The 25,600-nt window shown below is 46.8% G+C and carries 24 protein-coding genes and 5 CRISPR repeat arrays; of the genes, 11 read left to right on the top strand and 13 right to left on the bottom strand.

The window, feature by feature from the left end:
• Window positions 1-80: 80 nt before the first annotated feature.
• Complete coding sequence (locus tag MKX51_RS04625) at window positions 81-509, top strand: Lrp/AsnC family transcriptional regulator (protein WP_340991372.1); 429 nt, start codon at window positions 81-83, stop codon at window positions 507-509.
• A gap of 32 nt (window positions 510-541) precedes the next feature.
• On the top strand, window positions 542-1,183 hold the full coding sequence (locus tag MKX51_RS04620) for a pentapeptide repeat-containing protein (RefSeq protein ID WP_340991371.1): 642 nt from the start codon (window positions 542-544) through the stop codon (window positions 1,181-1,183).
• Here MKX51_RS04620 and MKX51_RS04615 read toward each other — a convergent pair.
• On the bottom strand, window positions 1,180-1,665 hold the full coding sequence (locus MKX51_RS04615) for a SprT family protein (RefSeq protein ID WP_340944730.1): 486 nt from the start codon (window positions 1,663-1,665) through the stop codon (window positions 1,180-1,182). The genes MKX51_RS04620 and MKX51_RS04615 overlap by 4 nt on opposite strands.
• A 120-nt stretch (window positions 1,666-1,785) precedes the next feature.
• On the opposite strand from MKX51_RS04615, the gene MKX51_RS04610 reads away from it, so the two are divergent.
• From MKX51_RS04610 to MKX51_RS04600, 4 genes are all read left to right on the top strand, one after another.
• Entirely contained in the window at window positions 1,786-2,145 is a 360-nt protein-coding gene (locus tag MKX51_RS04610) for a hydrolase/acyltransferase (RefSeq protein ID WP_340991370.1), read from the top strand.
• A gap of 119 nt (window positions 2,146-2,264) precedes the next feature.
• Window positions 2,265-2,402 (top strand): cortex morphogenetic protein CmpA, encoded by a 138-nt coding sequence (gene cmpA, locus MKX51_RS04605; RefSeq protein ID WP_340991369.1) that lies wholly within the window; start codon window positions 2,265-2,267, stop codon window positions 2,400-2,402.
• Window positions 2,403-2,524: 122 nt separating this feature from the next.
• Window positions 2,525-2,827 (top strand): transposase, encoded by a 303-nt coding sequence (locus tag MKX51_RS33125; protein ID WP_445321984.1) that lies wholly within the window; start codon window positions 2,525-2,527, stop codon window positions 2,825-2,827.
• The gene (locus tag MKX51_RS04600) at window positions 2,749-3,702 is read left to right on the top strand and encodes an IS3 family transposase (protein WP_445322057.1); all 954 of its coding nucleotides are present in this window, start codon (window positions 2,749-2,751) and stop codon (window positions 3,700-3,702) included. The genes MKX51_RS33125 and MKX51_RS04600 overlap by 79 nt, the downstream gene beginning before the upstream one ends.
• 89 nt (window positions 3,703-3,791) lie before the next feature.
• Here MKX51_RS04600 and MKX51_RS04595 read toward each other — a convergent pair whose 3' ends face one another.
• Window positions 3,792-3,962, bottom strand: a complete 171-nt coding sequence (locus MKX51_RS04595) for a hypothetical protein (RefSeq protein WP_340943479.1) — start codon at window positions 3,960-3,962, stop codon at window positions 3,792-3,794.
• A 110-nt stretch (window positions 3,963-4,072) separates the two neighbouring features.
• Entirely contained in the window at window positions 4,073-4,567 is a 495-nt protein-coding gene (locus MKX51_RS04590) for a DinB family protein (protein ID WP_340991368.1), read from the bottom strand.
• A gap of 172 nt (window positions 4,568-4,739) precedes the next feature.
• On the opposite strand from MKX51_RS04590, the gene MKX51_RS04585 reads away from it, so the two are divergent.
• Complete coding sequence (locus tag MKX51_RS04585) at window positions 4,740-5,312, top strand: CGNR zinc finger domain-containing protein (RefSeq protein WP_340991367.1); 573 nt, start codon at window positions 4,740-4,742, stop codon at window positions 5,310-5,312.
• A gap of 65 nt (window positions 5,313-5,377) precedes the next feature.
• Here the strand turns inward: MKX51_RS04585 and MKX51_RS04580 are convergent, their stop codons facing one another.
• The 8 genes from MKX51_RS04580 to cas3 form a co-directional block, all read right to left on the bottom strand.
• Window positions 5,378-6,502 carry a GGDEF domain-containing protein gene (locus tag MKX51_RS04580; protein ID WP_340991366.1) on the bottom strand — a complete coding sequence of 375 codons (1,125 nt, stop codon included), beginning with the start codon at window positions 6,500-6,502 and terminating at the stop codon, window positions 5,378-5,380.
• Window positions 6,503-6,789: 287 nt separating this feature from the next.
• Window positions 6,790-8,377: a CRISPR direct-repeat array (repeat unit 33 nt; unit sequence ATTTCAATCCACGCACTCCATACGGAGTGCGAC).
• A 180-nt stretch (window positions 8,378-8,557) separates the two neighbouring features.
• Window positions 8,558-8,848, bottom strand: a complete 291-nt coding sequence (cas2, locus tag MKX51_RS04575) for a CRISPR-associated endonuclease Cas2 (protein WP_340991365.1) — start codon at window positions 8,846-8,848, stop codon at window positions 8,558-8,560.
• A gap of 9 nt (window positions 8,849-8,857) precedes the next feature.
• Window positions 8,858-9,889, bottom strand: a complete 1,032-nt coding sequence (gene cas1c, locus MKX51_RS04570) for a type I-C CRISPR-associated endonuclease Cas1c (protein ID WP_340991364.1) — start codon at window positions 9,887-9,889, stop codon at window positions 8,858-8,860.
• Entirely contained in the window at window positions 9,886-10,545 is a 660-nt protein-coding gene (gene cas4 / locus MKX51_RS04565; protein WP_340991363.1) for a CRISPR-associated protein Cas4, read from the bottom strand. Before cas4 ends, cas1c begins: the two co-directional genes overlap by 4 nt.
• Entirely contained in the window at window positions 10,532-11,413 is an 882-nt protein-coding gene (gene cas7c, locus MKX51_RS04560; protein WP_340991362.1) for a type I-C CRISPR-associated protein Cas7/Csd2, read from the bottom strand. The genes cas4 and cas7c overlap by 14 nt, the downstream gene beginning before the upstream one ends.
• Window positions 11,414-13,351, bottom strand: a complete 1,938-nt coding sequence (gene cas8c / locus MKX51_RS04555; RefSeq protein ID WP_340991361.1) for a type I-C CRISPR-associated protein Cas8c/Csd1 — start codon at window positions 13,349-13,351, stop codon at window positions 11,414-11,416. It abuts the gene before it with no gap.
• Window position 13,352: 1 nt separating this feature from the next.
• The gene (gene cas5c, locus MKX51_RS04550; RefSeq protein ID WP_340991360.1) at window positions 13,353-14,069 is read right to left on the bottom strand and encodes a type I-C CRISPR-associated protein Cas5c; all 717 of its coding nucleotides are present in this window, start codon (window positions 14,067-14,069) and stop codon (window positions 13,353-13,355) included.
• Window positions 14,070-14,282: 213 nt separating this feature from the next.
• Window positions 14,283-16,724, bottom strand: coding sequence for a CRISPR-associated helicase Cas3' (gene cas3 / locus MKX51_RS04545; RefSeq protein WP_340991359.1), 2,442 nt, complete (start codon window positions 16,722-16,724; stop codon window positions 14,283-14,285).
• Between the two features lie 373 nt (window positions 16,725-17,097).
• A CRISPR array of direct repeats spans window positions 17,098-17,730; the repeat unit is 32 nt; unit sequence ATTTCAATCCACGCACTCATGTAGAGTGCGAC.
• Window positions 17,731-17,813: 83 nt separating this feature from the next.
• A CRISPR array of direct repeats spans window positions 17,814-18,649; the repeat unit is 32 nt; unit sequence ATTTCAATCCACGCACTCATGTAGAGTGCGAC.
• Window positions 18,650-19,069: 420 nt separating this feature from the next.
• Between cas3 and MKX51_RS04540 the strand changes: the two genes are divergently transcribed.
• From MKX51_RS04540 to MKX51_RS04530, 3 genes are read left to right on the top strand one after another with little or no spacing between them, the layout of a single operon-like run.
• A complete protein-coding gene (locus MKX51_RS04540) occupies window positions 19,070-19,435 on the top strand; it encodes an XRE family transcriptional regulator (protein ID WP_340991357.1) in 366 nt (121 codons plus the stop codon).
• Between the two features lie 12 nt (window positions 19,436-19,447).
• Window positions 19,448-20,266, top strand: coding sequence for an ImmA/IrrE family metallo-endopeptidase (locus MKX51_RS04535; RefSeq protein WP_340991356.1), 819 nt, complete (start codon window positions 19,448-19,450; stop codon window positions 20,264-20,266).
• On the top strand, window positions 20,259-21,095 hold the full coding sequence (locus MKX51_RS04530) for a hypothetical protein (protein ID WP_340991355.1): 837 nt from the start codon (window positions 20,259-20,261) through the stop codon (window positions 21,093-21,095). Before MKX51_RS04535 ends, MKX51_RS04530 begins: the two co-directional genes overlap by 8 nt.
• A gap of 55 nt (window positions 21,096-21,150) precedes the next feature.
• A CRISPR array of direct repeats spans window positions 21,151-22,645; the repeat unit is 32 nt; unit sequence ATTTCAATCCACGCACTCGTATAGAGTGCGAC.
• A 248-nt stretch (window positions 22,646-22,893) separates the two neighbouring features.
• On the opposite strand, the gene MKX51_RS04525 is transcribed toward MKX51_RS04530, so the two are convergent.
• A complete protein-coding gene (locus MKX51_RS04525; protein ID WP_340991353.1) occupies window positions 22,894-23,535 on the bottom strand; it encodes a hypothetical protein in 642 nt (213 codons plus the stop codon).
• Between the two features lie 114 nt (window positions 23,536-23,649).
• Here MKX51_RS04525 and MKX51_RS04520 point away from each other — a divergent pair, with 114 nt between their 5' ends.
• Complete coding sequence (locus tag MKX51_RS04520; RefSeq protein ID WP_340991352.1) at window positions 23,650-23,883, top strand: helix-turn-helix domain-containing protein; 234 nt, start codon at window positions 23,650-23,652, stop codon at window positions 23,881-23,883.
• Window positions 23,884-23,952: 69 nt separating this feature from the next.
• On the opposite strand, the gene MKX51_RS04515 is transcribed toward MKX51_RS04520, so the two are convergent.
• Window positions 23,953-24,312, bottom strand: a complete 360-nt coding sequence (locus MKX51_RS04515) for an SH3 domain-containing protein (RefSeq protein ID WP_340991351.1) — start codon at window positions 24,310-24,312, stop codon at window positions 23,953-23,955.
• Window positions 24,313-24,422: 110 nt separating this feature from the next.
• Window positions 24,423-25,391: a CRISPR direct-repeat array (repeat unit 32 nt; unit sequence ATTTCAATCCACGCACTCATGTAGAGTGCGAC).
• Window positions 25,392-25,600: the final 209 nt, after the last annotated feature.

Here is a 25,600-nt window from a genome sequence, read left to right as displayed (position 1 = left end):
GATCAGCGCAAGAACAGAAGACATTGTGCCGCGAAAGAGATTCTTACGTTCTGCTTTCAGCCGGAAAGGAAATCACGAATATGTCCCCTTATCTCATCGACAACACCGATTACCGCATCCTTCAGCTCCTGATCGAAGATTCCACCTTAAGCCATAAGGATATCGGGGCGATGGTCCATCTGACCGGCCAGGCTGTAGGCGCACGTGTCCGCAGAATGCGGGAGCTTGGCATCATTGAAGGCTACACCATCCGTTATAACCCGCTGCGGATGGGTCAGAACATTCATGCCTTTATAACGGTTTTTCTCAGCAGCAACAAGGATCATCCGCCTTTTCAGGCTTTTGCGAAGACCCATGAGAGTGTCACTGAGCTGTACCGCATCAGCGGGGAAGGCTGTTACTTAATGCGGGTACGCACTGTGGATCAGGACGCGCTGACTGCTTTCTTGGACGAACTGCTGAAGTACGGCAATTACCGGGTCAACCTGGACATGGGCCAGATCAAATAGCATTAAGCATAAGAAATGCCAAGGAGGCCGACATGAATAACAAGATAGAACCACCCAGAATCCCAGATCCCGGGCTGCTTACGCCACAGGATATTCATACCCTTGCTTCCAAAGACGAATTTAGCCGCTGTCTCATCGAAGGAGCGCTCATTGAATATCAGGAGGCTACCCGGGTAGCTTTCGACAAGACTATTTTCAAAAACGTCACCATCACGGAATCCTCGCTCCAGCGCATTGAGCTTACCGATGTGATCTTCGATCATTGCGACCTGTCCAATGTGGATTTCAGCGACGCCTTCATACACCGGACCGAGTTCAGGGATTGCCGCATGATCGGTACAGACTTCACCAGAGCGCGGTTTCAAAATGTATCGGTTACCGGATGTATCGGAGAGTTCGCGGTGTTCCGTTTTGCCAACTTCAAAGGGGCTTCCTTCGAGCGCAGCTCGCTGGTCAGCGCGGATTATTACCAGTCCACCCTGAAAGACCTGTATTTCTCGGAATGTAATCTGGAGCAGGCCACGCTGGCCGGATGCAAGCTGAAGGGCGTTGACCTGAGCGACTGCGAGTTCACCGGCCTTCTGGTGGATCTCCAGGATCTGGAGGGCTGCATCATCTCTGCGGAGCAGGCGGCTTCTTTTGCCGGACTACTAGGTCTGGTTATCAAAAATTAAGTAGCCGGACCCGCGCCCGCCTCTAGCGCAATTAGCTTCAGCTTGCCGGAGCATTTACCGCAGCGGTACCGCCCGGGATCAGCCCGGCGCTTACGCAGATATTCAGTGGCACAGGTGATGCATACCAGCTTATACCGGTAAGGCTGCGGCTTGCGGGCCTTGGCTCCCGGCAGGGTCTGACAATACCGGCTGCCGCCGACGCGGGCCAGCAGTGTTTTGAAATCGGCATCCCGGTGCATGTACCCCCGCTTCGCCAGATGCAGGTGGTAGTGGCAGAGCTCGTGCTTGATGATTCGCTCCGTCTCCTCCCGTCCGTACATCGCCAGCTGCTGGGGATTAATCTCTATATTATGGCTCTTGGTAAAATACCGTCCGCCGGTTGTCGTAAGTCTGCTGTTAAAGCTCGCCGTATGCCGGAAAGGCACGCCGAAGCTGTTCAGCGACACCTGCTCAATCCACAGCTGCAGCTCTTCGTTGCTCATACTGGTCATAACGTTCCTTCACGGTCCTCTCCTCAAGGAAATCAGATCTCTACTTGAATTGTAACTTGCCCATGGGCTACACTGTCAAGAAGGAAGACAAGTTCGGAGGGAGAATGAAAGATGCCGAGAATGCGTTACGTAATTATGCAGCAGGAGCAGGAACTGCTATTCGTGGAGATGCCGGAGGAATATGCTTACCAGCTAAGCGCCCTCAATCTTCGCCTGAACAAAGAAATCGATAAGCTAACCGCCGAGAATGTACCCGGACTGCCGCGGGCGGTGGCCGAATGCGAGGCGCTGGAGCTGCTGCGCGAAGAGCATCACCTGGAGTCGGGGCTGGCGTATATTAACCGGCTGGAGCAGGCTTTTGCCTCTATTAAGGAGGAGCATTACCCGCTGATCTCACTACTGACCGAAATCCGGGCGCTCCAGGCCCAGCTTGAACAATGGTATGAAGAGGAAGAAGAACGGGTGCAGTAACTCCGTTTCCGAACGTCCATGTGAAATTCGGCTTGGCTATCTGAAACTAACCGTGCACCTTTGGGCGAATTCCCCCATATGCTATCTATACACAGGAAGCATGCAGAGGAGGGGTACCCTTGCCACAATGGCTTCGCCAACAGCTTATGAAGGCCTATTTCAAGAAGGACTGCCGTCAGATTAGACTGCTGAATGAATGCTGGTTCTTTTACCGGAATACCGCCGATCCCCACGAGATGATCCAGAAGAACGTATAACCGGTTGAATTCAAAAAAGCCGCGATCCCCTGAGAGGTTGGTATTATCCCCTTTAAGTAGACACTCGAAAAAACCTCATGTGTTAACATGAGGAAATGAGTGAACTGGGAGGGGATTTTGGTATGGCCAAAAAGGGACAAGTGTTTCAATCGTACACGGAGGCATTCAAGAAAGAGGCTATTCAAGCCTATTTTACAGGAGGGGAGAGCTATAAGGTCGTCTCCGACAGGTTGGGGATTGTGAACTGTACCCAGCTTAAAGTATGGGTAAAGAAATATCGGAATGGGGAGCCACTCCATACACCAAAAGGGGCAACAAGCCCTTTAAAAGGACGTCCACGTTCTACATTTGCCAGTATAGAAGAAGAACGAGATTACTTAAAGGCACAGGTGGACTACTTAAAAAAGCGGTATCCAAATCTGTAAAGGGAGGGAAGCTTGGACTGCATGACAAATACGCCGTAATTGAAGAACTACGTGACCAACATGGCATCACCCGCCTATTAGCCATTGCAGAGGTATCGCGGGCAAATTACTACAAGTGGCGAGGTGCAGAGGTTCGACGAATGGATGCCCATGAGCAAGAGCACGCCATGAAAGAGCATATGGTGGCGATTCACCTGGTTCATCCCTATTTCGGGTACCCTCGAATGCAGGCAGCCCTGCGGGAGGCAGGCTACCTCGTCAACCACAAGAAGGTATGGCGGCTCATGAAAGAGCTATCGATCCAGTCTGTCATTCGCAAGAAAAGGCGTCGTGCGGGCTCTACTCCTTCCGTGGTCTACCCGAACCGATTAAAGCGTAAGTTTCATGCGACAGCACCTCAGCAGAAGCTAGTAACGGACATTACGTATATCTCAGACGGCACCCGTTTTTATTATCTGTCTGCGATTCAGGACCTCTTCAACAATGAAATTGTAGCTTGGCAGATCTCGGAGCGAAACGACGTAAACCTCGTCTTGGATACGGTTGAACAGTGGACACGGAAAAGAGACGTGTCTGAGGCCGTGCTCCATTCGGACCAAGGCTTTCAGTACACGTCTCAGGCGTACAACACACGATTAGAGGCATTCAGCGTCAAGGGCAGCCACTCTCGCAAAGCAACCTGCCTGGATAACGCCTGCATCGAATCCTTCTTTTCGCATCTGAAGACAGAAAAGTTGTACCTTCACCAGTGTAAGTCAGAAGCAGAGATTCATCAAGCCGTTGAGGAGTATATCTACTTTTACAATTACCAACGTTTTCAGGCGAAACTGAAACAGCGCGCGCCGATTGAGTATCGACACGCGCTGGCTGCTTAGCTTTTTTCATCTGTCTACTTGACAGGGGTATGACCAGGTATCGTGGCTTTTTGGCGTGAATCCGTCCAAGCCTGCACGGGGCTGCCGGATTATTTGAACATCGGGAATACGTATTTCACCAGGAAAAACAGAACTCCGAAGGTGATAATAATGTAGGCTGCATATTTAATAAAAGTGGAGGCGACCAGACTGGAATCCGACTTCCGCTGCACCTCTGTCCGTTCAACCTCTACGCTTCTGTCCTTGTAATTCGGCTCCATCTTCAATCTCTCCTCTCGGGTTGTACTTGCATGTCATCCATTAACCCGGGGATTTGGAGCTGAAACAGAGGTGTAAGGGCGCAGACTTCTTGTAAAATATGGCTGTCGCCTTAATCGAAACGGCGGGTGCTTGGCCAGGAGCCTTGCAGCTTGCGGACCAGTACAATCTGTCCTGTATGATAGGCATCATGCAGAATCAGGCTCATTACCTCTTCGCCCGGTGCATGCCCGGAGCCGCCCCATTCATAAGCGCCTTCCTCCAGAGCTACAATAATCTCGCGCAGTGAGGCATGAACGGACTTCAGCTTGTCTACCGCCTGCTTCCAGTCCTCTTCCCCGCTTCCTGTTACAGTGAACGTGGCGTCATTGCTCTCCAGATCAGGCAGCTTCTCCATCCCCTTAAGCTTACGCAGCAGACGCTCCTTATAATACGTCAGATGGTTAACGTTCTCCCAGATCGAATTGCCCGCCGCTCCGTCCGGCTTCCAGAGGGCCTGCTCACTGTTCACACCTTCAAGCGCAGCACTCAGCGGCGGTTGCCAATCCTCTACATCCATTACATAATCCCAATTCTCCAATAGAACATCGCTGATTTTGTTTTCCATTTGAATTCCTCCTGTAATTTGTGGGTGTCAATGATTTGGTAACGACTAAACAACCATAATAACAGTTACACGAGCACTTTAACATATTTGCCGGAGTGTATCAAGTAACTAGCATAACTCATTTTTAACTGTTACAATCAAGGGAAAGATCATGCGAAGGGACAGATGAAGCTTGCTGTGGGTAGATTTCATGAACAGCTATTGGCGGAATTGGCGGACTAGTGACCGGAGCACGGACCAGGACCGGCTGGAGGAGCCCAAGTGGCTGGGGGAATGGCTGGAGGAGCATAAGCTGCCGGCGGCAGGGCCTCCCCTCCCGGAGGAGCTGGAGCAACTGAAAGAACTGCGCAGCTTGTTGTGGGACGAGCTGCAGCGGCTGGTCGCGGGAGAGCCTCCGGCTACAGCTCTGCTAGAGCAGCTGAATGTATATATGGGCAACGGGCCGGTTGTGCGCCGTGTGGTCTGGACGCCCGCAGGTGACGCTGAGATCTCCCTCCAGCCGCAGCGTGCGGACTGGGGGCAGATTATGGCGGAGATTGCCGCCTCTTTTGCGGCTGCGCTGCTGGAGAAGGAGCCCTCTCGCTTCCGTATTTGCGGGAATCCTGACTGTCTCTGGGTCTATTACGACGATACCCGCAACCGCTCGAAGCGGTACTGCGATGACAAGCTGTGCGGGAATCTGATGAAGGTGCGGCGGTTCCGGGCACGCAAAAAAGCAGCGGAGGGTGAAGCTCCGAAGGAGTAAGCGTGTTACCGACGGCGGATGAATCATCGGCAGCGTAAGCAGGTTACCAGTTGAGACAAATTTGACTACACAGCGTTCCGCTGCGTCAGCGTAGTATTTTTGCCGGAGTGCTTGGCCGTATAGAGGAGATTATCAACTTCTTCGAAGAGCGTTTCTTTGGTGGTGCCTTCGGCATAGCTCTTGAGGCCAATGCTGACGGTCACCGCCCGGTTCTCCATCTCTTCATGGAGCGTCTCCGACAGCCGGTGACGTATCCAATCGATTAGCTCATAAGCCTCCTCGAAGCTCTTCTCGAACAGCAATACCGCAAACTCCTCGCCGCCGTAGCGGGCAGCAATGTCTGCCGCAGAGAGATGGTCCTTGATGATCTGCGCGACCCGGGCCAGCACCAGATCCCCCGTACGGTGTCCATATTTATCGTTAATTTGCTTGAAATTATCGATATCCACCAGCGCAAGATGAAACGGGGCGCCCTGGCTGCCGTATTCCAGCGCTTTTTCATAGAATTCGTGAAAAGAAATATGGTTATACAGCCCCGTCAACGCATCGGTGCTCGACAGCTTGCGGATCACCGCGTTCTCGATCATCAGATCCTGCTTGGCCGTTAAGGTAGCTTCCAGATCGCTCGCCAGCTCACGCCCGTTAATGATAATAATCCCCGCGACCAGTGTGCCGACCAGCAGGAAGAGCGGGATCGCAATCAGATCGAAATCCGTCAGATAATACTTGAACCAGTAATCCCAGCGATACAGAATGAAGAATGCGGCCCCCTGGAGGGCAGACGTAAACAAGGTCAGATCCAGCCGAAAAAAGATCGCCGACGCCATAATCGGCAGCAGCATCAACGCCCCGATAATCCGGATGTCCATATTCAGGTGAATAATCATCATCGCGATAATCGTCCCCGCCACAAACAGCAGCACGAAGGAATACTTCGGTGCCGCAACATCCACCAGCTGCGTCAACCCGACCACCGCACTCATCAGCAGCGTCGGATACAGCAGCACCTCATAATAGAATTCATGGGCTCCCATGGGATACGGCAAGCAGATGAAAGACCCAAGCTGGGCCAGAAAATGCAGAACAATCACCAGCCAGTACGTATACAGAAACCGCTTGACCCACTTCGCCTGCCGGTGCGCCGAAGTCTCCGAAGGGCCCATGTAATCTCTCAATCTCAACGCTCTCACCTGTTGCCCCCCGATTAAATTCACACTAGGATGTACACATTTCTCCTATTTTAACATGCCAGGGTCCGGGTCGGATACTCACTTGTGGGATATGTACTTGTGGGGTAGATGAAGTAAAGAAATCATTTTGATTCTAGCATTCGATTGGGAAGTGACTTGTTTAAGGGTGTTATGAGGCGTGACACGTCTGTCTGTAATCTTCCATTGGAATCAGTGTTTTATTTCAATCCACGCCGATACGTAAGGAGCGACGTCAAATCCGATATCTTCATACACATAGACATAAATTTTGAATCCACGCACTCCATACGGAGTGCGACACCGGCTATCCCGTCGCTCCCCCGAATCCGTCAGATTTCAATCCACACACTCCATACGGAGTGCGACCCTCAGCCCTTTGTAGAGCCTTCTGAATCTTTCTTAATTTCAATCCACACACTCCATACGGAATGCGACTTCGGTCAGGAGCGGGTCCAGGCCGACAAGGTCCAATTTCAATCCACACACTCCATACGGAGTGCGACGATCCCGCAGGACCGCACACTATACTTGGAGCTGGCATTCAATCCACGCACTCCATACGGAGTGCGACGGCACGCGGCCTGCTGCATCCGATCATCATAGATGAATTTCAATCCACGCACTCCATACAGAGTGCGACATGGGAACGGTGGTCCACGGATCCGGACTCTTACCGATTTCAATCCACGCACTCCATACGGAGTGCGACGACCTTCTGCGCGGTAACATTGGACATTTCCTTTTGATTTCAATCCACGCACTCCATACGGAGTGCGACGAAGTTATCACGGTTGAACTTGCCAGTGTTCCTGCAATTTCAATCCACGCACTCCATACGGAGTGCGACGTTGTCTGGTTGTATATTCCAGGCAATCTGATCAATTTCAATCCACGCACTCCATACGGAGTGCGACAAAGCATTGGAATGCAGCGACTATGAAGAAGTACGATTTCAATCCACGCACTCCATACGGAGTGCGACGGACCAAGTCTGACATGCTGCGCACTCCCGTGTTTATTTCAATCCACGCACTCCATACGGAGTGCGACCACATACACCATATCTACGGAGGTGAGGCTGAAATTTCAATCCACGCACTCCATACGGAGTGCGACATATTCGTGACATTAACTTTGACGGAAATGGAGTATTTCAATCCACGCACTCCATACGGAGTGCGACAAGAAGTTGGGCCAGACGCTGGACATGTCACCTCAATTTCAATCCACGCACTCCATACGGAGTGCGACATGATCTGTGCAATAAGGTGCTTGAAGGAGAGAAAATTTCAATCCACGCACTCCATACGGAGTGCGACATTGAGCCGGGATTCCTGACTAACCCAGCCGAGATTTCAATCCACGCACTCCATACGGAGTGCGACCGAGCTTGCTGATCCGGGAGGTGATAATGGTGATATTTCAATCCACGCACTCCATACGGAGTGCGACGAAAACTTTTTGAAAAAAGGTGCATTAATCGTAATTTCAATCCACGCACTCCATACGGAGTGCGACGCAGGCTGCTTAAAAAAGAGGCTGACGAGATTAGAATTTCAATCCACGCACTCCATACGGAGTGCGACACATAATGCACCTTATATGCTGCGTCACGCATTATTTCAATCCACGCACTCCATACGGAGTGCGACTGGGAATGATGGCCAATCCAAAGGAGATGCGTTATGATTTCAATCCACGCACTCCATACGGAGTGCGACGGCTTCCTCCCTCGGGGCAATGACGAGCGCATATATTTCAATCCACGCACTCCATACGGAGTGCGACGATTTTCGCATAAACTTCGAGACCAATATCCAAATTTCAATCCACGCACTCCATACGGAGTGCGACTGCGGAATTATAGCCAATCATTATTATTGAGAGAATAATTCGCTACAGTTCAGCCTTCATCATCTAATAATAGCATAAATTAAAGATTGACTTTTTATAAAAATGAATAATTCGCTAGGGTTTCGACAAATTTCGAGGTGCGAAGGACCCGGGGATTTCATGGGAGCTTGGCATTCGCACCTAAATAATTAACGGTCCTTCCATATCATAAGATGCTTTTACTCCAACATGCTCTACCTTGGTTTTATGCTTATCGCCCAAGTTATAAAAACGCAAACTGTCTGAAGTTTCATCAATCAATTCTCCCAGCTCCAATTGCAACCGTCGAAACTGAGTGGAATCAAGAATGCATTCAAATACTGAATTTTGAACACGCTGACCATAATCCAGACATTTTTTAGCTACTTTGGATAAACGCTTTCTGCCTTCCGGAGTTAAGGTGCTTACATCATAAGTAACGAGAATCAACATGAACAACACCTACTTCCATAGAAATGGCGGATACTCGTCCAAATCTCCCCGGATATATCGTGCCATAAGCAACGCTTGTGCATAAGGAACCAACCCCCAAGAGATTTTTTCATTCAGATAAGGATGCATAATCTTTTCTTGTTTCTTTTCCTGCCATGCTTTGATGACCAGCTTTCTTGTATCGTCATCCATAATGACTGCACCGTTCTCCTTGCGCGTGAAGCCTTTGGCATTAATCAGTTTCTTGTTAATCAATGAAAGGACCATTCGGTCCGCATGGACGCTTCTAAGTTCTTCCATCATGTCCAGCGCAAGAGAGGCCCTTCCCGGGCGGTCTCTATGAAGAAATCCAACATAAGCATCCAGTCCCACAGCCTCCAGCGCTGATGTCATATCGTTAGACAATAGGGTATACGCAAAAGACAACAACGCATTGACATTATCAAGCGGCGGTCGCCGATTACGGCCATGAAAGAAAAAATGCTCCTTCTGCTGCAAAATGAGATCATCAAAGACTGAATTGTACTGGACTGCCGCATTACCTTCCAGCCCCCGCAGAATCTCTAAATCTTCTACATCCCGTACGATCTGCATCGCCTCTGTAAGAGAAGCTGTCACCTGCTTGATCCGTTTAATGTCCATTCGGAGTGCATAATCACGTGTGGCCCGTTCCAGAATCCATTTGCTGTTATAGATCTTCCCTATGATTAGATTCCTTGCTATAAGCGCACTTCTTCTTGGATCATCGGAAATTCTGTACTGTTCCTTACGCAGTACTACATTTCCTCTGCTCTCCCCGATCACCCGCGCAAGGAATCGTCCATTGCGGGTCATAAAGGTCAGCCCAATATTACGTTCAGCACAAGCTCCCATAAGAGCCGGACTTACGCCCGCATAACCAAATGTACATACTGCTTCCAAATTATGCAATGGATATCGCGCCAGAACACTCTCCTCTTGCTTGATTACAATATTCTCGCCGTCCAGTGATAAATAGGTGTCCGGCGTTGTAACAAATAGCGTATTTAACAGCTTTTTCATTCGTTTAACCTGCTTTCAATAAAGCTGGACACGCTTCTTCGCTTAAGCATCTCCGGTAAACATACCCGATTCAGCGAACAACTCTCGCAATGCGGTCCTGTCTTAACTTTTGGAGTATGGCTTCTCGCATAATAGCGATGCATTTCCAATAACACCTCTCTTACACGTTCACGATCAGCAGAGGTCACCTGAATTTCTACACGATGTTTAATTTCATCATAATACAGGTATCCGGTGGACAGCTCACAAGCCAGCATTTCTTCCAGACACATTAGCTGAGCAATTAATTGGGAACGATCCGAATCGTCCTTCTTGGGTTTTCCGCGTTTATATTCAACAGGATAAGGAAGATATAATCCCCTCTCCCCCGCTAATGGAACCCCCTCAAGATTATGCACGAATTCAACCACATCACAGATTCCTGTTATACCCAATTCCTGGGACTGCACAGGCATTGCCCGTACAATCAGCTTGTCTCCTCTTTTCTCCCGCAGAAAAGGTTGATCCGCTATTCTATGTACGTATGTTCCTTCCAGTGTGCGGACATTCTCTTCCCATTGCTGCTCAATATGGATAAGAGCCCATTGTCTTCTGCAGAAATTGAAATGCTGGATTCCCGAGAGCAGCAAATAATCCTCTTCGTTATAGACCTGCATACTCTTGAACGTCCAAGCCTTCCAAAGGCTCCACTATGCATACATAATCGGCAAAGGCTTTGGCATCAGCCACTTCTTCCCTCTTCTTGATCTGCAGAGAACGATGCACCTTCGCAGAGGAGTACTGTCCCAGCTTGGATTGGTGTTCCCACCAGTACACAGAATGTACTTCCATACTCCCATCCGGACGCGCAGAAGAAGTATCGTTCTCGAACAAGCTAATGAGCGCCTGTCTAATTTTATCTGCATCTTCATGAGCAAATCCGGTCTTCTCCGCTAATTGCGTGTTAATGCTTCCATAGAATACATACACTCCAAAATCCACCCGATGCTTCATCCCCATAGTGTCCGAGCTTTTTTTATTCGGATCATCCTTAGGTGTAGAAGCATTTACACTCTTTGTAATCTGCATACTTGATATGTCGATGGGGTCAATACTGACCGCAGTATGAATAGACACAGGCCCCCGTACTCCAATTGAGACACTGCTTGCAGAATCCGTTCCCCCAAAAGCGAATACTTGTCCAAAGCTGCGCACATCGAACCATTGCTTACAGGCTGCCTGAGCATAGAGCTCATTATTGGTTTTTTTTCCTTTGGCAAACTCCTGTACTTCGGCATTGGCATCCACCCGCTCTTTGATACTGCGGAAGGAGTCACCACGTCTTTCGTCTGACTGCACAAGAAGCGACTCCCCCATATCCTGCAACCGATTGCGGATTTTACGTTTAAGGCAGACATCAGATATTTCCCCATACCCAGCATAATTCTGACGGGGACGATTACCGTTCAGAGGATCTCCATTAGGGTTGGCGTTACGGACAGACAGTACCACGGCAAAATCAATTTTGTGATCAAGTATAGTCATTTAATTGTTCTCTCCCTGTTCATTCATTTTTTCTTCCGATTCATCATTCAGTTCCTTATCTGCTTTACTTGTATATAGATCATTGCGTTGACTGTAATAACCAAGTAGGTATACACCACTTAACGAAATGTCCGTATAATCTTTGGGCTGTAGCTGAGACCCGACTTTATCCAACAAACGGGTACAATGAATGATGAAGCCATCTCTGGTTCCTGAACGTGCCTGGTAAGGCTGAAGATTGGACTGTATGATATTCCACGTTCTGGCCGGATGCTGGGCAAAAGCATTCATGTAACGTACTGCATTCGTCGCACGCTTCTCCTCTTTGCCCAAAGCTTTGCGCTCCAGCACATCGGCAATCGCAAGCATTCTGCCAAACAAATAGTCACGATTTGAGTTATTGATATCCAGACTCACAGCAAACCTCTCCTTCTCGTACATTTTATTAACTAAGGCACATGTGATACTGAGCGTTTTTTCCCATTCCCAGTGATCCATGGATACCGGACTGGAAGCACGATGAACCGCACTTCGCACAATATCGCGTGGTATAGGACGTCCGTCAATGATGGACGGAAGCATCCGCTCCATAAGACTTTTGATCAGCTTATCACCTGCTTGTGGACCATATGCTGCAAAAGCGATATCCCGTGTTGCTGGAGCACCGGTAAACTGGATGTACTTATCTCCATCCTTTCTATACCTATGGAGCCAGACGCAGGTCAAATGCCAATTCTCCAGACGATTCAGGAACAGCTCTTTGTTCATATCGCGATAATACACAATCGACATCCGGCCTGGTGTTGCAGCATCAAGGGTCATAATAATAACATCCGATTTATAATCGCCGTCATAGCGGTATCCCCCAATTGCCCGTTTAATCTGATTAGCGAATTCCTTATGCGTGCGGTCGCCCACAGACTGAGCTTCCACCATTTCGTCTTCATCATCATTGTACAAAGTGAATGTATCCGCAAATGGCGCAGGTATATCCAGCTGGTCTATGCCCCATACCAGAAATACCTTGCTATCAATAGGAATTCCCTGGCGTTCAATTAGCCATTTGAGTGCGTTGTGAGCTTTCTGGGATACGTCATAGCTGACTGCCGCTGCCTCCCGACTGGTCCGGAACCTGCCGCGAAACGTAAAACCGCTCGTATCATTCGCTGAGATCAGCTTGGATTTGTCACCCGAATTACGGATTCGTGAAACATGCTTGTCTGCGTACGGCAGATATTCACCTGTTATATAACATAATTCTTGTTCCTTCATATTCATCTCGTTAAATTGAATAAAGGAATTCTGTACGGTCGTATCTCGCCATAGCCGCGGCTCCGGGTCACCAGGAATCATCACAGCAAAGCGGACAAAAGCTGTACTTTGGTCAGAGGGAATGACTTTAAAAATCCCCGGTTTCTCTCCATATAATGCTTCTGTCGCTGTGTTCCATTTATCCAGAAGCTGTCCGTACTCATCTTTCCATAAAATATGGGCATCAATCAAATCAGTCATTAGCGTCCCCTTCGCAAGATACTCACGTACACTGTTTACCTTGGGATGTGCCGAAGGTGATTCACACCAGGAAGACAATTGATTCATATAATCGACATATGGTGTCCCTTTCACTTCTCCACAATAAGCTTCGAAATCACCGGCCACATAGACCAGCTTGTCGAATAAAGCATGCGGTACCGGTGCACTTGTCCGGCTGGCAGAAGCTTCAGTGCAAGGAATGATCGTACTACCTTCACTTTTATCTATTACTTTGGCTGAGATGAAATCCCCGTTTGAATTCACATTCACTTCAATATGAGCACTCTGCGTAGTATGAGAGACAGGAATCAGAGCATATTCCCGGCCGTTCTTCTTCTTCTCAAATTGTCCAATCACTTGAGAATGCTGCTCGTACGTCTTGTGTAAATTGGCAAGCCATGTCATGCTACTCCTCCTCTCCGAACAATTCCGTATACAGTTGATCAACAGCCTGCACATTGCCATTTCCAAAAGGCTTGGCAATCCCTTCGCCGGTCTTGCGAACCATTCGGCACTCCTCAGGACGGATAAAGTCTATCTTCCCATACTCCATCTTCGCACGCCATAACCGGGTTTCCAGTTGATTTCTCCCAGTCTCATCCGGATAATTGATCCCGTGAACCATGACGCCGAAATTAATCTCCGGGATATCGTCATAGTCACCTTCACCTTCACCATACTTGCAAGCCTCAACATAGGCCTGACATTCACGTGTACCCAGAAAGATATCTCTGCGTCCTCCAGCCTGGACAGAACGCTTGGCAATGTTGTGGTGCTTGTGTTCGTTACGATCATGAATCAAGTCTTTCCGGTGAGGATTGAATTCAAAGTGGGCTCTAACCTGGTAACGCGGGGATTTTAAGTATGTATAGTATGCCAGTGTATTTCCGCCGCTGTACTCAATAGGCCGGATTCCCTTAGACTCTGTCTGAATGGGATTCATGACCCTCACTTCGTCAATATACCATATTATGGTAGGCTTCCAATAAATCGACTCAACAATCCCCTTCAAAGCTTGGTAAGTAGGAATTTGAAGTGAAAACTTCTCACCTCCTATTTTAGTCAGGGGGTCTGTAAATAGGGCATAATTACCATACACTTCAAACTCAATTTGATTTCTCATTATGAACCTCCTTTCTTATATATCATTATTTAGAATTAATTCCCTGAGAATATTGTAAATAAAGAACCAATATAATACAATGATTATTCTCAAATCAATTGTCAATTCTGCTCGGTTTATGCTACACTCAGCCTGTCGCTAAATAGCGGGGATTGAAAATTATAAATCATCATTTAATACAGAAGAACCCGCCGGTGGCGGGTTCTTCTTCTATCATATCATCAGCTCTGACCATGCACCTTCTCCTGTAGACTCGATTCCAAACAGCAGAGAATAGGCCGTTTCCCGCAGAGCTAATACACTACCATTAAACAGGGGATAGACATCCCCTGCCTTATCCAGCTTCTTTAATTCAGGAGCGTAGAGATTAACAACATATTGCTGTGATTTATGTAGGAGTTCACCCAATTCTGAAATGTCCAGGTCGCCGTTAAGATCCAATATCAGCTTACGCGCCTCGTCATTATAGGGGACAATTACAGCAGTGGTCGCATTGGATATAGCTTCAAAGTGTTGTTCAGCCGTGGCAAATGCAGGACGGCTCAAAATCTCGGGATTTTGGTTAAGTTTCTTTTTATAATATTCATGATAATCTTTGTTCTTATTCAGCAGATCAAACATATGCTTGTCCAGTTTAGGAATATAGTAATTCAATTCGTTCTCGATCTGCTTATAGTAATATTCAAAGTAAACTCGCATTGCCGCAGCAGATAACAAATCATGCCCAAAGCAAACTGGGTTTTCATTGAAATCCACCAGTACGCGTTGTGTGTTGTCTGCACCAATACGAATTTCCGGCAGCGAAGTTAAGGTCTCGTCAGCAGAGCGGATAATGTACACCTTGCGAATGGGATCTTTACCATGACGGTTACATCTTCCTGCTGCTTGTGCAATTGAATCGAGTCCGGCCAAGGAACGAATTACACATTCAAAACTAATGTTTACTCCAGCTTCAATCAGTTGAGTGCTGACACAAATCACTTTTTTACCATTCTCCAGGGTACTGTTCTTAAGCGCTTCTTTCACTTCTTCCAGCTTTGCTTTACGATGGGCAGCACACATATTAGTGCTTAAGTGGAATAGAAGTACATCACTGTCACTGGAAAACTTACTCTGCAGAGCAGTAAACAGCTTCCTTACAGCCGATTTTGTATTCAAAATGACTAAAACACTTTTCACTTCTTCCAAATTCCCATCTACAAAGTCTGCCAGTTCTTCTGCATCCCAGCCCAGAGGGGTTGTACGGTCCACAAGCTCAACACGCTTGAAATTCTTGCCCACCTGGTTGAGATTAGCAATAATCTCCGCTTCCTGCGGTAAATGGAGCTTGTTTTTAACATAGCTCAGTGCAGGCTGGGTAGCCGTGCACAACAAAATACTGGAATGACCAAGCGTATTCAGGAAATTCAGAGCTGCATTGAACAAGGAGATGCATTTAATAGGAACCGCTTGCACCTCATCGAATATGAGTACGGCATTCGCTAACTGGTGCAATCGGCGTGCATTACGTGTCCCTTTAGCATAGAAGACATTCAAGAACTGTACCATGGTGGTGAAAATAATTGGCCGATCCCAATGATCTCTCGCCAGTTTGATCTTTTCTTTGTGGGCATTATACTCTTCACTTTCAGGCTTAATATCTTCAATAACGTTAGAATGGTGCTCCAAAATCATGTCATCTTCCTGCAAAATCTCCCGGATCTCTTTGGCATTCTGTTCAATAATGGTCGTGAACGGCACGATATAGATAATTCGTTCCTTCTGCTTGGCAAGCGCGTGCTTGAGAGCATATCGCAGACTTGCCAAAGTTTTTCCACCTCCGGTGGGAATAGATAAGGTACGAATCCCTGACTCCAGTAACGCATAAGTCTTGCATTGAGCAGACATCTCGCTTCTTAGCCGATTGATTGGATGATCTGCATCCTCCGCCTGCTCGAAGGAGTGGATCGTTGCCATCAGCTTGTCATAACTTCGACGAAAAAAAGCCTGATTGTCTATAGCCGGCTCTGGTTCTTGATCCTCTTCAAATAGCCGTGTATTCGTGCGGTCGGCATCTATTAAGCAACTGAACAAATACTTGACCAGCAGCGACGAGATTATTGGAGGCAACTTTTCTTTGCCAATGATCTCCAGAGCTTGCTCCATTTCGAGCTTGGCCTTGGCGAAATAAGCATCGAATGCTTCTTCTGAACGTCCCTCGAAGAAAGTCGCTACCGCCTGTTCATATTCTTCCATCCCCTCCGTCTTATCAGCCACCCGCTCCAGAAAAGGAGAAGAAGCCTTCGGATCAAGGAAATCCCTTAAGCCTTGATGATGCGAAATAATACAATTAGCTATCCACTCTACCGCGAGCTTGTCCTGAAATTGGGTAGCGTGCTCATGATAACGTTGGTACAGCAGCCTTCCTCCAGCCGTGGAATGATCCACAGATCCCTTACGGGGAGGAGCCTCGGGATGGGCTACCGCCTGTTGTATGTAAGTTTTGAATCCGTTAGTGTTTTTGCCGAGATCATGCAATAATCCAGCTAATCCCGCCAAACAGGGCACTCCGATTTTGTTGCCATTACGTTCACTGCCTGTTTGGACTTGTTCTAAATGCTCTGTTACGGTTTGTATTTTACCGTCTTTAGCCCGAATATGTGCGATGAAGTCCATAATGCCTCCTATATTCCACTTAAATAGTTGTTATGGGATTATTCGGCAAAATTCGTCATATACCTTCTTTTTTGGCCCTGATTGGTTAAGGCTCAAACGCTCCTGGATTAAATTAAAGTATTCCGCACTAAGGACGACCTCAATTCTTTTCTCCTTTGACCTTGCCGCCTGTATTTCAATTTACATACTCCACACGGAATGCGAACAGGGCAGTCACGTGGATTGAAATCCCGATTAGAATTTCAATCCACACACTCCGCATGGAGTGCGACTACTACTATTACTAATAATGATGGTGAGTCGCACTATTTCAATCCACGCACCCCATACAGAGTGCGACGGGCCGGGTATACGTGCCGCTGGCAGAGATCGGATTTCAATTCAAGCACCCGTGTTGAGTGCGACCCAATCTGCGAGACGGGGAAAACTCGCTTCTCTTTAATTTCAATCCATGCACTCATATAGAGTGCGACGTCACAGGCTCAAGGGGTCTAGTAAACCCTGCCAAATTTCAATCCACGCACTCATGTAGAGTGCGACGCGATCCGTCTCAGGATACGATAAGCGTCAGAGTGATTTCAATCTACGCACTCATGTAGAGTGCGACATAAGGCTGTCTGTAACCGGCTGCCCGTTATCAATATTTCAATCCACACACTCATGTAGAGTGCGACATATGCGGGAGATCCCTTCTTTTTGTCCATTTACATTTCAATCCACGCACTCATGTAGAGTGCGACCATTTTCTCCTTTGCTGGATTGTATGGTACCTGGATTTCAATCCACGCACTCGTGTAGAGTGCGACATTTGATGTTATATATTTCAACCTTCTCGCTGCATTTCAATCCACGCACTCGTGTAGAGTGCGACCACAAAAATACCTTTCATCCGATTAAGGCTTATATAATTTCAATCCACGCACTCATGTAGAGTGCGACTTTTTGACATTATATGCCCTCCTGGTAACATCACAATTTCAATCCACGCACTCATGTAGAGTGCGACCGGCCGCACTGCCCGAAGCCGAAGTGAAGCGAATCCAATTTCAATCCACGCACTACCGCCGCCGTCTCGTCCGGCGCAGTCTTAATTTCAATCCACGCACTCATGTAGAGTGCGACCTGCGGTTTGTGGCTTATAGCTGTCGGCATCGGAATTTCAATCCACGCACTCATGTAGAGTGCGACGTGGAGGGCTGCTGGGAGTTGCTGAAGGCCCTACATATTTCAATCCACGCACTCATGTAGAGTGCGACATTCGCGGAGATTCTGTCCGATGTGGAGGATAAAGCATTTCAATCCACGCACTCATGTAGAGTGCGACGGAGAGGCTGCACTATCCCAAGCAGTACATGAGAATTTCAATCCACGCACTCATGTAGAGTGCGACTGTTATGGGATTTTGGAAGTCCTGTTTGTCATAATTTCAATCCACGCACTCATGTAGAGTGCGACGACGCAAGTGCTTGCATCCATTGAGGACCCCGCTCCGATTTCAATCCACGCACTCATGTAGAGTGCGACAGCAACAGCTGAAGGATTGGCACGGTACCCTCATGATTTCAATCCACGCACTCATGTAGAGTGCGACCGGTGTGAGGCAGGATAAAAGCTGCTGCACTTGGATTTCAATCCACGCACTCATGTAGAGTGCGACGGATGCTGAGGTCCTCTACGAATAATCTTTTAATTATTTCAATCCACGCACTCATGTAGAGTGCGACCTGGGAGCTCCCCGCGGCGGGCCGCCAGCTGCTGCTATTTCAATCCACGCACTCATGTAGAGTGCGACGGAGAATTATGGAGCCACTTAATTCACTATCCGGAATTTCAATCCACGCACTCATGTAGAGTGCGACCAAAGCTTCAAAACCGACCCGAATTCTCCAGCAAATTTCAATCCACGCACTCATGTAGAGTGCGACAGCGAAAAATAGCATAATCTATGCCTTTTCCGTATTAATGCACTTTCTTTCACCCAGTTCTATTCTCAAAAGAATATGTTTAAACTCTTGACTTCTAAAGAAGACTTCTATATTCATAGAGTTTCGACAAATTCCGAGGTGCGAAACCCCCGGGGATTTCATGGGAGCTTGGCATTCGCATCGGCTCTTTATTCCATATTACTCCACAGCTCATATTCTGCAAAATAATAATTTCTTCAACTCGCTCCCACTTTGATTACCTCATCCTGTTCTTTTCAAGATCCAAGTATATTCCTCTAGATTCCCACCAATACTATTTCATAAATTTACATTTTGTAAAAATAATTTTTACAACCTTTTTCAATTCCTTTATAATACAAAATATAATACAACGTATCTTACACAAAGTGAGGTGTAAACATGAGCATTAATTATTTCGAGCACCGGGAGACGATTGCTAAGAACGTAGTGAATTTTTTGCGGCTGAAAGGGTTCTCTAAACTCTCTTTGTCGAAACAGACAGGGATCTCCCGCCCAACCATCGACCAAATCATCAAAGGTGAAAGTCCCAGCCCTAAGCAATACAACTCGCAAATTGAAAAGATCAATCACGCCTTTGCGTTACCAGAAGATTACTTCATTACATCACGAATCCCCCTCTCTTCAGCTCCCCCGGCCTATGCTTACTCCGATCATGGTGCTGGTTCAGCGAAGGACCCGATGGTTAGAGAGCTTTTAGATGGCTTGGATAACATTTTGGATATTTACTCATTATATTTACGTTGAGGGGGTTGGAACGTGCGGATTACTAGCAATAACTTAGATGAGACAGTGGAACTCAATCTGAAGATTGAACGGCAAGTCGAGGAGCATATCGCTTATATTAACAAACGCCTAATCAAATGGAGATCCCTTCCCCTGGAAGAGCAGGCCTATGAAATCCTGAAAGAATACAATTTGATTGAACTCCCGATCCCGGATGAGAATTGGGGGGGCGCTATCCGAAAGTTCTCTAGTGGTCTAACCGTCCCGGTCATAAACACTGCGCAGCCCAGGCTGTACCAATACTTTATCTACTGGCATGAAATTTATCATTTAACGGAGCATGAGGAAATGGGTAGCCATCTGGAGGACTACGAGATTACGATCGAATTTGATTTAAATGAGCGAAAAGCCGATTATTTTGCCAGCCAGATGATTTTTGGACGACATGATTTGTATGATTACTATCTCTCCCTGAGGCATGATGATTTCCTGGTTAATGCGGCCCATTGCATGAAATCCTTCAAGGCACCCTACAAGGCCGTGCTGATTCAACTCTATCAGATTGCCAAAAAAAACCGGAATGAGTCGCTCCAGCAACAAATCAGACTGTACTTTGATAAGCGTTGGTCAATGGAAGAGTGGACAGCGATTTTTCATGAATATGCACTGGATGATTCCTTAATGAAACCCTCACTGATTATTAATCTGAACCCGATCACTGTTGCTATACGGGAACAAATTGAGGCGCACCCTGATGTGGAGTTGTACCAGGAGAATCTGCGCGTGGTGGAGAACTGGGCCGGGAAATACAGCGCTGTGCAAAAGGAACTAAAGGAGCATTTGAATGGGTAATTACAGCGACCTTAAACAATTAGTACGTACAGCTAATCAAATAAAAATATTGATTTTGGATACGGGGAATATTCAATTTTTCTATCAACATAGAGACGTACTCCCCTCCTCTTTCATCTTCAATCGCTATGATCTTGTTCTTATCCCAGGCTGGGTTCATGCCGAGTATGCTCATCATTCGGGAAAATCCGCATACATTGCTTCTCTTCCCAAACCTTACTTTATCGTCGATGAGGTGGATGACTACTTGCCTATGCTAGGTTACAGCGACAAAAAGCTGATGGAGTTATTTCGATTGGCAGCGCCGAATGAACACTCCCAACGGTTTTTTAACATGTACAAGGGTTTGGGGGCAGAGGATTATCCGGATGATTGGATTGAACAATACTATGAGCAAGGCTTCTTTACCCGCGAAACGCAAACCATGGTTACCAAAAAGAATGCAGGGGAAGTCTCGGTCCTAGCATTATGCTTCGCCTTGCTCTCACACTATCCTACGCAGTTGTCAAACCTAGCTATCGCCTCAAGCGATCTCGGTATAATGAACATTAAGGATCGGATGGTTCAGGAAGCACACAAAACCCTTAACCTGGGTACGCCGATTTCCCCACCCATTTCTTACTTCAGTAAGGACGTCTTACTATTTCTTGCTGTAAAAGAAGGCATCCTTCACACTCATCAAATCCCTGCTCTGCGCCCCAATTCAAGCTCTTCTACTTATGTAGAGTCATTCTCCGATGGAACAACCGTCTTACACCGGCATCTGCTCCATTCCTCTGACTTTGAAGAAATCTGTAGGAATTATCAGCGTTATCAGATGATTTTTTAGGTAGGGGGACGGGTCGTAGCAACTGGACTCGCCTCTCATATATAAAGTGTACGCAATTTCAATCCATGCACTCGTATGGAGTGCACTCCCGTACTACAGCACCGACCCTACCACCTCTCTAATTTCAATCCACGCACTCGTATAGAGTGCGACAAATCCCTTACGATAACCGCGGCATTGCACAGATCATTTCAATCCACGCACTCGTATAGAGTGCGACGCTGCACGGGCCTTACAGCCATCCTCAGCGCTAACATTTCAATCCACACACTCGTATAGAGTGCGACGTGGTTTGATCCAGGACGTTATGCCTGGGAACTGATTTCAATCCACGCACTCGTATAGAGTGCGACATAATCTGCATATCACCACTCCCTCGGCATCAAATTTCAATCCACGCACTCGTATAGAGTGCGACGGAGGTATGATCATGGAGCTATGGACGGGGGTGAGATTTCAATCCACGCACTCGTATAGAGTGCGACCTGGTTGATCCGCTTCACCGCTGCCCACGCTTCGATTTCAATCCACGCACTCGTATAGAGTGCGACGATCATGTGGCAATCGAACAGGAAAGGGTGAAGAATTTCAATCCACGCACTCGTATAGAGTGCGACGATATTCCGGACCGATCCGGTAGGGCTTACCTGCTATTTCAATCCACGCACTCGTATAGAGTGCGACAATTACGGCTTGGCTGTGGACTTCGCCCTGCTACTATTTCAATCCACGCACTCGTATAGAGTGCGACGTTATATACGATGGAACGGCTTTTATCTTACAGGGTATTTCAATCCACGCACTCGTATAGAGTGCGACAGGAAAGACGTAAGTGGGGCAATAATGGCTTTAGATTTCAATCCACGCACTCGTATAGAGTGCGACTTCAGCTGCTGCGCGCGGCCCACTGTCGCATCCCAAATTTCAATCCACGCACTCGTATAGAGTGCGACCCCGAACGTTCGTTCATACGAGCCGGGTTCGATATTTCAATCCACGCACTCGTATAGAGTGCGACGTCAGACGATTTTTCGTACTCCATTATATCGGTAAATTTCAATCCACGCACTCGTATAGAGTGCGACTCGCCCGTAAAGCCCTTAATAAATCCTCTAACAACATTTCAATCCACGCACTCGTATAGAGTGCGACCGTTCATGCACATGTTCGTCATGGCGGATGAATCACAATTTCAATCCACGCACTCGTATAGAGTGCGACAGGGATTCCTGAACTGGACTCTGAAGACATCATGATTTCAATCCACGCACTCGTATAGAGTGCGACAACGTTAAGACATTGTTTCTTGTGCACAGAAAGATTTCAATCCACGCACTCGTATAGAGTGCGACTATCCTTCGGCACGTTCTCCTCCTCAGTGTAAAATTTCAATCCACGCACTCGTATAGAGTGCGACGTTCACTTGTCGTGACTTGAAGGCTAGAATGAAGAATTTCAATCCACGCACTCGTATAGAGTGCGACTCAATGTGTATGTACGTGTCCATAAGGATAAACGATTTCAATCCACGCACTCGTATAGAGTGCGACAGCGGAAAACAGCATAACCTATGCTTTTTCCGTATTAATTCACTATCTTCCTCCAAACTCTATTCTAGAAAAAGTATCAGCCCACTCTTGACTTTCCAAGCACACTCTTTAAATGTTAGAGTTTCGACAAATTCTGAGGTGCGAATCTCCCGGGGATTTCATGGGAGCATGGCATTCGCACCAGCCTTATCCCTTATTTTACCTGACAGCTTATAATCTGCAAAACGATTTTGCTCACTCCTAGTATTTTATCTAGCTCTATTGACCCGTTCAGCCTGTTCAATAGCTTGAATAAATGTTAAAGTGGGTTGTTCTTTTCTGAAATCAACGGCCAGCTCAGCGGAACCTCCAGCTTGCACCCAATCCCAATAATCCAATGTATCTACATTTTCCAAGTACAATCGGGATAAGGCTTCGATCGGGTTTATTTTATACATAGTTTCAAAGTCTGGAGTGGGTATTGGATCATTTAGTAGATACTCATTTTTCAGGTCATATAACACTGTAAAAATGCTATAATGATTAACGTTAACAATCGTATTTATAAACTGATTGCATCTTACTGGTGTATTTAAAATAATTTGCATGTCATTAACTAACGCTTTGTCATCACAGTTAAGAATCGCTACCAATTCTCGAGCTGTTAGGTCAGACGTATCAGGTGCCTTTTCAATAATAATTGTCCAGGGTGGATACGCTCCCATTTTAAAAACCTTAATCGCATCCGTAACATGACAACCAATTGTCTGCCATTTACGTCCCAGCGCATCAGTCAAATGATAGTAGTGGATCGTATCCGGTAATCCATTTAGCTCTGGCCACACCAAGTTTTTCCGGGATATGTCCAGAATAGCTTGAGTATTGAGTTTGCGAGGGCGACGTTTGGACATAGAGCAACCTCCATTTGATTACCTCCAAAAACTGCACGTTTAAAGTTCAACTTCTATATCAATAATATACATCATGCACTATGAAAGTGCAATCATTATTATTAGGAGGTCCCCATGGAATTTGATAAATATACACTGCACTGTAAACTCGACAAAATTTTAAAGGCACACAATATCTCAGTACTAAAATTGTCTAATGAAATCGGACACCGAAGAACAACCATTATGGAATTAGTGCATAACACCAACATGGATAAAAAGAAAATATCAGCAGAATTAATCATGAAGCTATGCCTCTATTTTGAAGTCAGCCCTAACGAATTATTTGAGGTACGCCGGAAGGAATAGGATAGGATTAAAAAAGCACTGAGTCCTGCGGCTGCGCAGATATTCAGTGCTTTTATTTATAAGATGGAGCTAACCAGATTCGTGTAAGTCAGATAAACAAAAAGCTGGGACCCAACCGTATTCGTTATTATCCGTTTTACAGTAAGTCCAATCGTTTAAGTGCTTTAACCCCCACAGTATATCTCCTTGAGTAACTGTCAGTTCATGAGCGGAATAATCTTCGATCACTTTTGCAATATCATGGCTATCTGGAGAAGTTAAAATCTGCTTCGGCACCCATCCCTCTTTGCTAGTGGACACTGATCTACAAAAAATCCAATTAGGAAATTGAGTATCCTCCCTGCCATACCAAACTTCTTGACCTTTTTGCAGGATGATTGGATCAGGATAAGTAGATGTATGAGCTTTGATTACAATGTATTGTTGCACGGTAGGGGGCCTCCTTTATCATTAAAAAAAGGGGGATATATTTAACAGACGTGAAGAACTCGTGCAGAGTGCGACCCAAAAACGGTATTCTATATCATCCAGTCGATGGAATTTCAATCCACGCACTCGTGTAGAGTGCGACGAGGATTATTCCTCCCGGTCCGGTCGAAACTTCAAATTTCAATCCACGCACTCATGTAGAGTGCGACAGGCATTTTGCCGCCACCATTCATTTCAATAACCGATTTCAATCCACGCACTCATGTAGAGTGCGACACGCCCATCCAAACGGCGGTTATCCTTGAGGGTTGGATTTCAATCCACGCACTCGTGTAGAGTGCGACTTGATAGGATTTGTTTTGTTCTTCGTTCCCCCAAATATTTCAATCCACGCACTCGTGTAGAGTGCGACAAATTTGCAGGTTGCCCTCGACATGCACTCTATAATTTCAATCCACGCACTCGTGTAGAGTGCGACATAGGATAGTCTCCGATTCCCTGCACCAACTCTATTTCAATCCACGCACTCATGTAGAGTGCGACACGGGTAAAATGACAGACCTTGCAAACAGTATGACGATTTCAATCCACGCACTCATGTAGAGTGCGACGAAACTGCACTACAGGGCCAAATATGTTCTGCCAATTTCAATCCACGCACTCATGTAGAGTGCGACCCCGAAGGGCAGTCGGTTGTAATTGAATTAAAGACTATTTCAATCCACGCACTCATGTAGAGTACGACGCCTAGCACTTCAAAATGTGTTAATTCCTTTTTCTATTTCAATCCACGCACTCATGTAGAGTGCGACCGGCTCCACCGGGAAGGTATCGGCCAACCATTTGTATTTCAATCCACGCACTCATGTAGAGTGCGACGAGACACGGCACACATAAATTGATGCAACGATCTCAATTTCAATCCACGCACTCATGTAGAGTGCGACGAGCATACAACATGCTTTATCACTCCTATACATTATTTCAATCCACGCACTCATGTAGAGTGCGACATATTCGCAAGGTCTGGAACATTGAGTTCCAATTATTTCAATCCACGCACTCATGTAGAGTGCGACAGCGGAAAAGTGTATAACCAATGCCTTTCACACATCGTTCCACTTCTTTTCCCTTAATATTATATCAGAAGAGTATGAATCACACCTTGACATTCAACTAGCACTCTCAATCTTTCAGAATTCGACAAATTCCGAGGTGCGAAACCCCCGAGGATTTCATGGGAGCTTGGCATTCGCACCGATTCTCTTTTTCTATTTTAATTCATCGA

Origin of the sequence: Paenibacillus sp. FSL M7-0420 (assembly GCF_038002345.1) — a bacterium.
Lineage (GTDB): Bacteria > Bacillota > Bacilli > Paenibacillales > Paenibacillaceae > Paenibacillus_AQ.
Note: the sequence above shows the minus strand (reverse complement) of the source record. Positions and strands in the feature narration are given on the sequence as shown.